Source organism: Enterobacter sp. SST3 (assembly GCF_000286655.1).
Taxonomy (GTDB): Bacteria; Pseudomonadota; Gammaproteobacteria; order Enterobacterales; family Enterobacteriaceae; genus Enterobacter; species Enterobacter roggenkampii.
Genome location: NZ_ALNS01000055.1, coordinates 1 through 12,117 on the forward strand (window position 1 = coordinate 1; position 12,117 = coordinate 12,117).

Below are 12,117 nucleotides of genomic sequence, written 5' to 3' on the forward strand. Positions count from 1 at the left end.
GCGCTTACCCGGCCTACATTGTGCAACGCTTGCCTGGAGACCTTGCCGGGCGCAGCCTACATTTCTTTGATTTTTAATGCGATTAATACCTTAGTCGGATATTTTTTCGTCATTTCTCTGGAAACAGATATCTTTTTTACCATCGCAAAAGTGTACGATACGCGGCCACATACCCACAGTGGATAGATGGTTAATATGGCTGTTATACCTTTGTTGCCTAAAGAAGGAATCGCACTTGTGTTGGCAAACATGAGGATTGCAAGAGCGCATGGTATGAGTAGAAACATGGCTATCCCTACGACCTATCTTTGGTTTTATCAAAAAGTAAGAAATAAGGGGCCGTGGGATTACAAGCAAGGACACCCGGAGTTAGCAAATTTTGGGAACTTCAATTATGGTTCGGCTGGCTATGCTGCCGGGATACCCTCAGAAACGCTATTGATGGGTGCTGGATGGGCGCAGGAAAGAGCTAAAACCTCCAAAAAGAAATGGGGGCACTGGTATCAAAAACCGCCTTATGGGGATGATCCTCACGATCAGTTTTGGATAAGGCAAGGTATAGAATATGCAAAGAAATACGGTTATTAAACGGCTTCATTGCTTACTCACAACGATTCTATTGCTCGTTGTTTGTGGGTTTCTGACATATCAATACTCTTTTAACGCACCTTCTCACGATAGTTTTGTCAGCAAACAGAAACTCTCTGATTCCGTCACACTGTACATAACTAAGTATGATGATGGAGGCGCTACGGTGTCGGATGTTTACCGCTTCTATTTAGATAAAGACAACAGCGGGAACATTATGAAAGCCCTTGAAGATCGATCACCATTCCTTGAAGCCAATACAAGCAATGTTACTGCTTCGGCTTATGGGAACACGGTAAATGTAAAAATCACCGGCAAGGTTTATTCATTCACTAATTCTGATCTGTTCTATGCAGATGGTGTAGCGATCATGCCTGTAATTAACCTCATAGCCAATGGAATAAGAGATTAATTAACATAAGGAGTTATAGAAATGGCTGTACCAGTACACCTCTTTTTGAAAGACGATGGCGGAGCAATGATCCGTGGCGGTTCTGATGTTGCAGACCGTGAAGGAAGTATAGAGCTCAGAGATCTGATTCATAACCTGAGCATTCCAACAGATGATGCAACGGGTAAACTTACAGGTACAAGGCAACACTCTGCATCCTTATGGAAGGGGTGAAGGTCATTTCAATAACTCCAATAATGCATGATACAAGAGATTGTCCCGGTACTGGTCACATGGAAAATGTATCTTTGCGATATGCAAAAATCACATGGAAAATTCTGGACGGAAATATTCAGTACACTGATGCGTGGAACGAACGCCCTGCAGCGTAGGCGTAAAAACGAGCAGCGCCGAGAGGCGCTGCAACAATTTACGCGGATGCCCGAACCGCAGGGCGCAGCCTGCTCAGGCTAAATACCACCGAACCCGTCGAGGCGATGACGGCTAACCACAGTGCAACCTGGATAGCATGTTGATGGTCCCATCCTGCCGCTGCTCCCAGCAGAACCCCCACCACGGCGGCGCCGAGACACTGGCCGAATGTTCTGACGATCGACAACACGCCGGAGGCATAGCTGGCATGTTCCCGCGCGACGTTAGCGAGCATTTCCCGATTATTGGGACTCTGGAAGCAGCCAAAACCCATCCCGCATACCAGACTGCGCAGACAGATATTCCAGGCGGAAGGATTGTCCGGCAACGTGGCCAGCAGGACCAGCCCGCCGACAAAAACCATCAGCCCGAGGGTCGAGATGAGCGGCGCGGAGATCGTATCCGCCCAGCGACCCGCGTGCGGCGCGATCAGCACGATGCCAATCGGCCATGGGGTGAACAGCAGCGCGGACGCTACAGGGCTGTAGCCATACACGCTCTGAAACAGGAACGGCAGCGCGACAAACGTGATCCCCTGGCTCACAAACGAGGCCAGCGAGGTCAGCGCGGCGAGGGTGAAGCGCCCGTTTCTGAACATCACCGGCGGCAGTAACGGATGTTGCGCGCGCCGAATCCGCCAGGTAAAGGCGAGGGCGCTAACCAGCGCCAGAACGCTCCAGCAGACGGCCTGCAGACTAATGTGTTGCGCCACGTGCTGAAGGCTGTCGGCCAGCATGATCGCGGAACCTAACAGGACGGCTGAGAACACGGCGCCCGGCGCATCAAAGGGCGGTCTGTCAGCAACCGATTCCCGCGGCAAGGCTCGCCACGCCAGCAGCAGGGCGATGCTGCCCGGAATGAGGTTAATGGCGAACAGCCATTGCCAGCTCAGGGCGTCCAGTATTGTTCCACCGAGTACCGGGGCGATCGCCGTGCTGGAGGCGATAAGCAGGGCGTGCAGCCCCAGAATACGGCCCAGCAGTCGGCCCGGAAAAACGGACCGTAGGATCGCCGGGGCGATACTCAGGGTCGCCGCCCCGCCGATGCCCTGCAGAATTCGCATCCCGGTTAATATTTCCGGCGTTGTTGCCAGCGCGCAGCCGAGCGAGGTGAGCGTAAAGGTGGCAAGCCCGCTCAGAAAGACCGGGCGATAGCCCACGCGGGCCGCCAGCGCGGCGAAAATAGCCAGCGTCATCGCCGCTGACAGCAGATAACCGTTAGCGAACCAGACCGCAACGTTTGCGGGGACCTGCATCGCTCTAGCCATGGAGGGGAGCGCGATGTTGATCATGGTGCCGTCAAAGACGCCCATCAGCGTGGTGGTCATGACGGCGGCCAGGACCCGGGCGCGTTCATGCCCGGGTAAACCTTCATCGCCGGGCTGGTTGGTAAATAGCGTCATCGTCGTTACTCCGGATAAGAATAGTGATGACGAAACTATAATCATGCGCTATACAGGGCGGAAGACGCAGCATTTGCACTTAATCGTTGCATATAACGCCTTATCTGAGGAGCCATCGTGTCCGATCCTGACTTTAACCTTCTGGTTGCGCTCGACGTTTTGCTGGCCGAAGCCAGCGTGGCGGGCGCGGCGCGACGTTTAAACCTGAGCACCTCCGCCATGAGCCGCACCCTGAGCCGGCTGCGGGAGGTGACCGGCGATCCTATTCTGGTGCGAGCCGGGCGTCATATGGTGCTGACGCCCTGGGCCGAAGCCACCCGGGATCGCGCCAGAAGCGCCGTGCACGAGGCGAGGGCGGTGCTGCAGCCCTCCTCCGACACGCTGAAGGTGGAAAGCCTTGAACGGCTGTTCACTATTCGGGCCAACGACGGTTTTGTCGTGGCGTTTGGACCTATGCTCATAGCCGCGGTGGCGAGCGTTGCACCCGGAGTGTGCATCCGCTTCGCTCCCAAACCTGAAAAAACGTCGCGCTATTTACGGGAGGGGCTTGTCGACCTGGAGATCGGCGTGCAGAGCAACATGGGGCCTGAAATACGGCTGCAAAGGCTCTTTCAGGATCGGTTTGTTGGCGCGGTGCGCAAGGGACATCCGCTGTCTTCACAGCCTGATGTCAGCCTTGACGATTATGTTGCCTGGGGCCATGTGGTGGCGTCGCCTGATGGGGCGTTACACGGGTCTGTGGACGACGCGCTGGCGGAGCGGGGGATGAAACGAAAGATCGCCAGCGTGGTGCCTGGATTTCCGACGGCGTTATCCGTAGCGCTGGCCTCCGACCTGATTGCTATGGTGCCAGCGTTGTACCTGCTCAATCAGGCGATGACCGAGCGCGTGCACGTCTTTGAACTGCCCTTTAAGACCCGCACTATTACGGTATCCCAGATGTGGCATCCGCGCATGGAACGGGATCCGGCGCATCGCTGGCTCAGGGAAAAGGTCCTTGAGGTGTGCCGCGCGGTTTGCTGACGCTCAGAGCACTTTCCCCGGCACCGTGAGGATGAAGCGCGTCGACACCGCATCCGATTCCACGCGGACTTTTCCGTGGTGCGCGGTGACGATGGACTTCACGATGGCAAGCCCAATCCCGCTGCCTTCGCCCTTACGCTGCCTGGACGGATCGACGCGATAAAAACGGTCAAACAGCTTTGGCAGATGCGCCTGCGGGATCGGCGTGCCGGGGTTTTCTGTTACCAGCTCAACGTCGTTATCCCGTTTTCTGATGGAGACCGTTACCGCTTTCCCTTCCGGCGTATAGCGCAGGGCGTTGGAGAGCAGATTATTGATTGCTCTTCTGAACATCTGCGGATCGCCTTCTATCAGGCAGGGCATCCCGTTAAATTTCAGCGAGACGTGGCGTTCTTCCGCCCAGGCTTCGAAGAAATCGAAGACTTTCATCACCTCAGCGCTTAAATCAAACATCACCCGATCCGGGATGAGCTGATTATTATCCGCCTGCGCCAGGAACAGCATGTCGCTGACCATGCGGGTCATCCGGTTGTACTCTTCGAGGCTGGAGTAGAGGACATCTTCCAGCTCTTTCTGGGAGCGGTTCTGACTCAACGCAATTTCCGTTTGCGTCACCAGGTTGGTGATGGGCGTCCTGATTTCATGCGCGATGTCGGCGGAAAAATTCGCCTGCCGGGTAAAGACATCTTCAATTTTCCCAATCATATGGTTGAAGGAGATCACCAGCTGTTCCAGCTCAACGGGCACGCGGGACGGCTCCAGGCGCGCATCCAGATTTTCGGAGGTGATATTTTTAATGGCGGTGCTGACGTTACGCAGGGGCAAGTGTCCCTGACGCACCGCGATACGAATCACCAGCACAATCAGCAGGCTGATCGCCGCGGCAATGGCAAAAAGATTCTTCTTCAGCGCCTCAAGGTAGTGGAGATGAAAATTAATCGAGAGCCCGATCAGCATGACGTAGTCCTGGGTTTTGCCCTGCAGCGTTGTCCTGCCTGAAGAGGCGATAATCCGGTACGTTTCCATTTTCATGTCGGACCCGGCATGCATAGGCTTGACCGGGTCTTCTACCGTCCAGAGAAACACATCCTGTGCCTGACGGTGTTCGCTAAAGTTCGCTGTGTTCATCGCCGGGCGCAATGCCGTGCCTTGCGCCGAGCTGAACAGGGTATTGCCCTGCGGATCCAGAAGCAGGACGGCCACGTTGCGGTAGCTGGCGACCGACTCTTTGAGCTTGCTGATTTTCTTTTGGTCGGGATCGGCCGGAGACTGGAGGATGCGGTGCATTGCGCTGCTAATCTGCTGTAAGTCGCTGATATCCTGCTCGGCAAAGTGCTTCTCAACGGAGTGCAGCATAAACCAGGTAAAGGCGAAGAAGGCCAGTATGGTGGAGAGGCTGATAAAAAAGGTCAGCCGCAGCGCAAGCGAGAACGGGCGTCGGAGGCGCTTAACGGGCATCCGGCACCTCCAGCATATAGCCCACGCCGCGTACCGTCTGGATCAGCTTGGGTTCAAAATCGTTATCGATCTTTGCGCGCAGGCGCTTTACCGCCACATCTATTGCGTTCGTGTCGCTGTCAAAGTTCATGTCCCACACCTGGGAGGCAATCAGGGAGCGGGGCAGCACCTCGCCCTGATGACGCATGAAAAACTCCAGCAGGCTGAACTCCTTGCTGGTTAACAGGATGCGATTGCCCGCCCGGCTGACCTTCCTCGACACAAGGTCAACCGTCAGGTCAGCCGCCTGAAGCTGGCTTTCCGCGATCACCGTATTTCCGCGTCTTAGCAGCGTCCTGACCCGGGCGAGCAGTTCCGCAAAGGCGAAAGGCTTAATCAGATAATCATCCGCGCCCAGCTCAAGCCCTTTAACCCGGTGCTCTATCGTCCCGAGGGCCGTGAGTAACAGGATGGGCATTCCTTTGCCGGCAGAGCGAAGCATGCGGACAATATCCCAGCCGTTCACGTCGGGCAGCATGATATCCAGAATCAGCAGGTCATATTCCGCGGTCATGGCGAGGTGGTACCCGGTCAGGCCATTATCCGCATGGTCCACGACAAACCCCGCTTCCGTCAGCCCCTTGCTGAGGTATTCCCCGGTTTTCATTTCGTCTTCAACGATCAGTATTTTCATCTTGCTCCCCAGACTGGCTGCTGATGACATTCTAGTGAGCCCGCGATCGTTAACAATGACTTACGCCATAAATGACAACATTGTCATTATCCTGTCACCGGTCAAACAGGATGCGTTCAGTAGAGTAGCCCTAAAATCCTCTGGACTTGATTTGAACCGCTATGTTCCTGTTAAAACGACTCAGCATCAGTACGGTATTTATCCTGGCAGGCTGCGTCTCGCTGGCGCCTGAATACCAGCGGCCGGAAGCACCGGTACCCCAGCAGTTTTCGCTTTCCCGTAACGGCCTGACGCCCGCGGCGGCCGGGTATCAGGACACCGGCTGGCGCAACTTCTTCGTCGACCCTCAGATAGCTGGATTGATTACAGAAGCCCTGAAAAACAACCGCGATATCAAAATGGCCGCCCTGAAGATTGAAGAGGCCCGGGCGCAGTTCAACGTGACGGAGGCAGATCGTTATCCGCAGTTGAATGGATCCGCAAGTATCACGTACAGCGGCGGGCTAAAAAGTGACAACCCGACCTCACGGCAGTACGACGCCGGTCTTGCGCTTAGCTACGAACTCGACTTTTTCGGCAAGCTGAAGAACCTGAGCGAGGCCGACCGACAAAACTATTTCGCCAGCGAAGAGGCCCGTCGCGCAGTGCATATTCTGCTTGTCTCTAACGTGTCGCAGAGCTATTTCAACCAGCAGCTGGCGTATAAACAGCTGCGCATCGCGCGGGAAACGCTGAAAAATTACCGGCAGTCTTATGCGTTCGTTGAGCAACAGCTGGCGACGGGGAGCACCAACGTGCTGGCGCTGGAACAGGCCCGGGGACAGATCGAAAGCACGCAGGCAGAGATTGCCAAACGAGAGGGGGAGCTGGCGCAGGCCAACAATGCTCTGCAGTTGCTCCTCGGCACCTATCGCGGATTGCCGGGCGACAGCGGAATGAACGCCCGCGATATTGCGCCGGTAAAACTCCCGCCCCATCTTTCTTCAGCGATACTGCTGCAGCGCCCGGATATTATGGAGGCGGAGCATCAGCTTAAAGCGGCCGATGCGAATATCGGCGCCGCGCGTGCCGCCTTTTTCCCGTCAATTTCCCTGACCAGCGGGCTTTCAACAGGCAGTACGGAATTATCCAGCCTGTTCACGTCAGGGAGCGGGATGTGGAATTTTATTCCTAAAATCGAACTTCCCATTTTTAATGCGGGCAGGAATAAGGCCAACCTGAAGCTGGCTGAAATTCGTCAGCAGCAGTCGGTTGTGAATTACGAACAAAAAATACAGGCTGCCTTCAGGCAGGTTGCCGACGCGCTCGCGCTGCGGGACAGCCTCAACCAGCAGCTTGCTGCGCAAGAACGGTATCTTGATTCGCTAAATATTACCCTGCAGCGGGCCAGAGGATTATATACTAGCGGCGCGGTGAGCTATATCGAAGTATTAGACGCGGAACGGTCGCTGTTTTCCACGCAGCAAAATATTCTCGACCTTATTTATGCCCGGCAGGTTAATGAAATTAACCTCTTCACCGCGCTGGGCGGCGGTTGGGCCGAATAACCTCACTTAATTAAAAAGGATATTAAACATGCGCAATTCACTTAACGCCGTCGTATTTGGTGCAATCATTATGTTTTCTGCCGGTCTTCAGGCTGAGGTTCATCAGCACGCGGAGATGAGCGCCGCCAGCGAAGGTGCCTCAGAGCAGGTCATCACCGGGACCGGCATTGTGAAGGATATTGATCTCACGAATAAAAAAGTGACGATTTCTCACGAAGCCATCCCGGAAATTGGCTGGCCCGCGATGACCATGCGTTTTACTTTTATGCAGGCCGACGCGAGTATTACTGCCTTAAAAGTCGGCAGTCACGTGAATTTCTCGTTTGTTCAGCAGGGCAATCTCTCTTTACTCAAGAGCATTAAATAGCGAGAAACGGCATGGCCTCATTAAAAATAAAATATGCTGCTGTGATAGTCGGCAGCCTTATTGCTGGAGGGCTGATATCCGTGACGGCATGGCAGACACTTTATTCATCTGAAAAAACAGCAAATAGCGTTGCGGAAAGAAAGGTCCTTTTCTGGTATGACCCGATGAAGCCTGACGTGAAATTCGACAAGCCCGGTAAATCACCGTTTATGGATATGGATCTGGTGCCGAAATATGCCGATGAGGATGGTAAAAGCAGTGACGGTATCCGTATCGATCCGACCCAGGTTCAGAACCTGGGATTAAAAACGCAAAAAGTGACGCGCGGAAAGCTGAATTATGCCCAGACGATCCCGGCCAACGTCAGCTATAACGACTATCAGTTTGTCATTGTGCAGGCGCGTGCGGAAGGGTTCGTTGAAAAAGTGTACCCGCTGACGATTGGCGATAAGGTGAAAAAAGGCACGCCGCTGGTTGATATCACCATTCCGGACTGGGTCGAAGCGCAGAGCGAGTTCCTGCTGCTCTCCGGCACCGGTGGAACGCCCACGCAGATAAAAGGCGTTCTGGAGCGTCTGCGCCTGGCGGGTATGCCGGATGACGACATTCAGCGGCTGCGTGCGACCCGCACTATCCAGACCCGGTTTACCATCAAGGCGCCCATTGACGGGGTGATCACGGCCTTTGACCTGCGCACCGGGATGAATATTTCCAAAGAAAAGGTGGTGGCGCAGATTCAGGGGATGGATCCGGTCTGGATCGGCGCGGCGGTTCCTGAATCCATTGCTTATCTGCTGAAAGATACCTCACAGTTTACTGTTTCGGTACCGGCTTATCCGGATAAATCCTTCCCGGTTGAAAAATGGCGTCTTCTGCCGAGCGTGGATCAAACCACCCGTACGCTGCAGGTGCGCCTGCAGGTCTCCAACAAGGATGAACTGCTGAAACCGGGCATGAATGCCTACCTGAAGCTGAATACCCAAAGTCAGGAAATGTTGCTCATTCCGTCTCAGGCCGTTATCGATACCGGGAAAGAACAGCGCGTTATTACCGTTGATGCGAACGGGAAGTTTGTACCGAAAAGGATCCACGTTCTGCATGAATCTCAGCAACAGTCCGGCATTGGTACCGGACTGGAAGAGGGGGAGTCGGTGGTGGTCAGCGGTCTGTTTCTGATTGACTCGGAGGCCAATATTACCGGCGCGCTGGAGCGCATGCGCCACGCTGAAGCCGCTGACGACGCGCATTCAGGCCATTAAGGAGACGATGATGATTGAATGGATTATCCGGCGTTCGGTCGCCAACCGTTTCCTGGTGATGATGGGCGCGCTGTTTCTCAGCGTCTGGGGGACATGGACCATCATCAACACCCCGGTCGATGCCTTGCCCGATCTGTCTGACGTTCAGGTGATTATCAAAACAAGCTATCCCGGCCAGGCCCCGCAGATTGTTGAAAACCAGGTGACCTATCCACTCACCACCACCATGCTGTCGGTTCCTGGCGCGAAGACCGTGCGCGGTTTTTCACAGTTTGGTGATTCGTATGTGTACGTTATTTTTGAAGACGGGACCGATCTGTACTGGGCCCGCTCGCGCGTGCTGGAGTACCTGAATCAGGTTCAGGGCAAACTCCCCGCCGGGGTGAGTTCCGAAATCGGCCCGGACGCCACGGGCGTAGGCTGGATATTTGAATATGCGCTGGTGGACCGCAGCGGAAAACACGATCTCGCCGAGCTGCGATCATTGCAGGACTGGTTCCTGAAATTTGAGCTGAAAACTATCCCGAACGTGGCCGAGGTGGCCTCCGTCGGCGGCGTGGTGAAGCAGTATCAGATTCAGGTTGACCCGTTAAAGCTGGCGCAGTTCGGCGTCAGTCTGCCGGAAGTTAAGCAGGCCCTTGAATCGTCTAATCAGGAAGCGGGTGGATCGTCCGTAGAACTCGCGGAAGCGGAATATATGGTGCGGGCCAGCGGCTATCTGCAGACCATCGATGATTTCAATCACATCGTCCTGAAAACCGGTGAGAACGGTGTGCCGATTTACCTGCGAGATGTTGCCCGCGTACAAACGGGGCCGGAAATGCGCCGTGGTATTGCCGAGCTGAACGGGCAGGGTGAAGTGGCGGGCGGCGTGGTGATCCTGCGTTCGGGTAAAAACGCGCGCGAGGTCATTACGGCGGTAAAAGACAAGCTGGAGACGCTGAAGGCCAGCCTGCCGGAAGGCGTTGAGATTGTGACCACCTACGATCGCAGCCAGCTCATCGACCGGGCAATTGATAACCTGAGCAGCAAACTTCTCGAAGAGTTTTTCGTGGTGGCCATCGTCTGCGCGCTGTTCCTCTGGCACATTCGCTCGGCGCTGGTGGCGATTATCTCTCTGCCGCTTGGCCTGTGTATTGCCTTTATCGTCATGCATTTCCAGGGGCTGAACGCCAATATTATGTCCCTGGGAGGCATTGCCATTGCGGTCGGCGCGATGGTGGATGCCGCTATCGTCATGATTGAAAACGCGCACAAGCGGTTAGAAGAGTGGGATCACCAGCATCCGGGAGAGCAGATTGATAACGCCACGCGCTGGAAGGTGATTACCAACGCCTCTGTCGAAGTTGGCCCCGCGCTGTTTATCAGCCTGCTGATCATCACCCTGTCATTCATTCCCATTTTCACCCTGGAGGGACAGGAAGGGCGGCTGTTTGGTCCGCTGGCCTTCACCAAAACGTACTCCATGGCGGGCGCGGCTGCGCTTGCCATCATTGTTATTCCTATTTTGATGGGGTTCTGGATCAGGGGTAAGATTCCCGCCGAGAGTCGTAACCCGCTGAACAGGCTGCTGATTAACGCCTATCATCCGCTGCTGATTCGGGTGCTCAACTGGCCCAAAACAACCCTGCTGGTTGCGGCCTTATCCATCTTGACGGTGATCTGGCCCCTGAGCCAGGTGGGCGGCGAGTTCCTGCCGAAGATTAATGAGGGCGATCTGCTGTATATGCCCTCTACTTTGCCCGGCGTCTCTCCGGCAGAAGCGGCGGCATTGTTACAGACCACGGACAAGTTAATAAAAACCGTCCCTGAAGTGGCCTCTGTCTTCGGCAAGACCGGCAAAGCCGAAACGGCAACGGATTCCGCGCCGCTCGAAATGGTGGAAACCACCATTCAGCTTAAGCCTGAGGATCGGTGGCGACCCGGGATGACGATTGACAAGATCGTTGAGGAGCTTGATAAGACCGTTCGTTTGCCCGGTCTGGCGAATCTCTGGGTTCCGCCCATTCGCAACCGCATTGATATGCTGTCGACCGGGATTAAAAGCCCGATTGGCATCAAGGTGTCTGGTACCGTTCTGGCTGATATCGACGCCACGGCGCAGAGCATCGAAGCGGTAGCCAAAACGGTGCCGGGCGTGGTGTCTGCCCTGGCAGAACGTCTGGAAGGCGGGCGCTACATCGATGTTGATATCAACCGGGAGAAAGCCTCCCGCTATGGAATGACGGTGGGCGACGTGCAGCTGTTCGTCTCCTCGGCCATCGGCGGTGCGACGGTGGGTGAAACGGTGGAAGGCGTGGCCCGCTATCCGATTAATATTCGTTATCCTCAGGACTACCGGAATAGCCCGAGCGCGTTGAAGCAGATGCCGATCCTGACGCCAATGAAACAGCAGATTACGCTGGATGATGTGGCGGATATCAACGTTGTTTCAGGCCCCACGATGCTGAAAACGGAGAATGCCCGGCCTGCGAGCTGGATTTATATCGATGCCCGCGGCAGGGATATGGTGTCGGTGGTGAACGACATTAAGACGGCCATCGGCCAGAACGTGAAGCTCAGGCCGGGTACCAGCGTGTCATTCTCCGGGCAGTTTGAACTGCTTGAGCACGCCAACAAGAAACTGAAGCTGATGGTGCCGATGACGCTGATGATCATTTTCATTCTGCTCTATCTGGCGTTCCGTCGCGTGGACGAAGCGTTGCTGATCCTGATGAGCCTGCCGTTCGCGCTGGTCGGCGGGATATGGTTCCTGTACTGGCAGGGCTTCCATATGTCCGTGGCAACCGGCACCGGGTTTATCGCCCTGGCCGGGGTGGCAGCAGAGTTTGGAGTGGTCATGCTGATGTATTTGCGTCATGCCGTTGAAGCACATCCGGCGCTGTCCCAGCGCGAAACGTTCACTGAACAGGGGCTTGATGACGCCCTTTATCAGGGCGCCGTGCTGCGCGTGCGGCCAAAGGCGATGACCGTCGCG

Annotated in this window: 11 protein-coding genes and 1 pseudogene; 9 read left to right on the forward strand and 3 right to left on the reverse strand. The window is 55.3% G+C overall.

Annotation, left to right across the window (positions count from 1 at the left end; all coding sequences use genetic code 11):
- From B498_RS23455 to B498_RS22665, 4 genes and pseudogenes are all read left to right on the forward strand, one after another.
- Nucleotides 1-186, forward strand: a 186-nt coding sequence (locus B498_RS23455; RefSeq protein WP_032623150.1) for a hypothetical protein, incomplete at its 5' end; no start/stop codon positions are given.
- Nucleotides 187-195: 9 nt separating this feature from the next.
- Nucleotides 196-588, forward strand: coding sequence for a polymorphic toxin type 44 domain-containing protein (locus B498_RS0121825; RefSeq protein ID WP_032623152.1), 393 nt, complete (start codon nucleotides 196-198; stop codon nucleotides 586-588).
- Nucleotides 566-1,000, forward strand: coding sequence for a hypothetical protein (locus tag B498_RS0121830; protein WP_032623151.1), 435 nt, complete (start codon nucleotides 566-568; stop codon nucleotides 998-1,000). Before B498_RS0121825 ends, B498_RS0121830 begins: the two co-directional genes overlap by 23 nt.
- Nucleotides 1,001-1,021: 21 nt before the next feature.
- Nucleotides 1,022-1,371: pseudogene (locus B498_RS22665) on the forward strand (type VI secretion system tube protein Hcp).
- A gap of 38 nt (nucleotides 1,372-1,409) precedes the next feature.
- Here the strand turns inward: B498_RS22665 and B498_RS00110 are convergent.
- On the reverse strand, nucleotides 1,410-2,813 hold the full coding sequence (locus tag B498_RS00110) for an MFS transporter (protein ID WP_008503514.1): 1,404 nt from the start codon (nucleotides 2,811-2,813) through the stop codon (nucleotides 1,410-1,412).
- A 117-nt stretch (nucleotides 2,814-2,930) separates the two neighbouring features.
- Here B498_RS00110 and B498_RS00105 point away from each other — a divergent pair, with 117 nt between their 5' ends.
- Nucleotides 2,931-3,836: a LysR family transcriptional regulator gene (locus B498_RS00105; protein WP_008503515.1), complete on the forward strand. Its 906-nt coding sequence runs from the start codon at nucleotides 2,931-2,933 to the stop codon at nucleotides 3,834-3,836.
- A 3-nt stretch (nucleotides 3,837-3,839) separates the two neighbouring features.
- Here the strand turns inward: B498_RS00105 and B498_RS00100 are convergent, their stop codons facing one another.
- Both B498_RS00100 and B498_RS00095 read right to left on the reverse strand, forming a co-directional pair.
- The gene (locus B498_RS00100) at nucleotides 3,840-5,294 is read right to left on the reverse strand and encodes a Cu(+)/Ag(+) sensor histidine kinase (protein ID WP_008503516.1); all 1,455 of its coding nucleotides are present in this window, start codon (nucleotides 5,292-5,294) and stop codon (nucleotides 3,840-3,842) included.
- Nucleotides 5,284-5,967 carry a copper/silver response regulator transcription factor gene (locus B498_RS00095; protein ID WP_008503517.1) on the reverse strand — a complete coding sequence of 228 codons (684 nt, stop codon included), beginning with the start codon at nucleotides 5,965-5,967 and terminating at the stop codon, nucleotides 5,284-5,286. Before B498_RS00095 ends, B498_RS00100 begins: the two co-directional genes overlap by 11 nt.
- A 161-nt stretch (nucleotides 5,968-6,128) precedes the next feature.
- Between B498_RS00095 and B498_RS00090 the strand changes: the two genes are divergently transcribed.
- From B498_RS00090 to B498_RS00075, 4 genes are all read left to right on the forward strand, one after another.
- A complete protein-coding gene (locus B498_RS00090) occupies nucleotides 6,129-7,514 on the forward strand; it encodes an efflux transporter outer membrane subunit (RefSeq protein ID WP_008503518.1) in 1,386 nt (461 codons plus the stop codon).
- A 28-nt stretch (nucleotides 7,515-7,542) separates the two neighbouring features.
- Nucleotides 7,543-7,881 (forward strand): cation efflux system protein CusF, encoded by a 339-nt coding sequence (cusF, locus tag B498_RS00085; protein ID WP_008503519.1) that lies wholly within the window; start codon nucleotides 7,543-7,545, stop codon nucleotides 7,879-7,881.
- An 11-nt stretch (nucleotides 7,882-7,892) separates the two neighbouring features.
- A complete protein-coding gene (locus B498_RS00080) occupies nucleotides 7,893-9,140 on the forward strand; it encodes an efflux RND transporter periplasmic adaptor subunit (RefSeq protein ID WP_008503520.1) in 1,248 nt (415 codons plus the stop codon).
- 10 nt (nucleotides 9,141-9,150) lie between these two features.
- Nucleotides 9,151-12,117: CusA/CzcA family heavy metal efflux RND transporter (locus tag B498_RS00075; protein ID WP_008503521.1), on the forward strand; the 2,967-nt coding region annotated here is incomplete at its 3' end.

Excerpts from the sequence above, each read along its gene's own strand:
- B498_RS00100 (WP_008503516.1), bottom strand. The coding sequence starts at position 5,294 with ATGCCCGTTAAGCGCCTCCGACGCCCGTTCTCGCTTGCGCTGCGGCTG.
- B498_RS0121825 (WP_032623152.1), top strand. The coding sequence starts at position 196 with ATGGCTGTTATACCTTTGTTGCCTAAAGAAGGAATCGCACTTGTGTTG.
- B498_RS0121830 (WP_032623151.1), top strand. The coding sequence starts at position 566 with ATGCAAAGAAATACGGTTATTAAACGGCTTCATTGCTTACTCACAACG.
- B498_RS00090 (WP_008503518.1), top strand. The coding sequence starts at position 6,129 with ATGTTCCTGTTAAAACGACTCAGCATCAGTACGGTATTTATCCTGGCA.
- B498_RS00110 (WP_008503514.1), bottom strand. The coding sequence starts at position 2,813 with ATGACGCTATTTACCAACCAGCCCGGCGATGAAGGTTTACCCGGGCAT.
- B498_RS00080 (WP_008503520.1), top strand. The coding sequence starts at position 7,893 with ATGGCCTCATTAAAAATAAAATATGCTGCTGTGATAGTCGGCAGCCTT.
- cusF (WP_008503519.1), top strand. The coding sequence starts at position 7,543 with ATGCGCAATTCACTTAACGCCGTCGTATTTGGTGCAATCATTATGTTT.
- B498_RS00095 (WP_008503517.1), bottom strand. The coding sequence starts at position 5,967 with ATGAAAATACTGATCGTTGAAGACGAAATGAAAACCGGGGAATACCTC.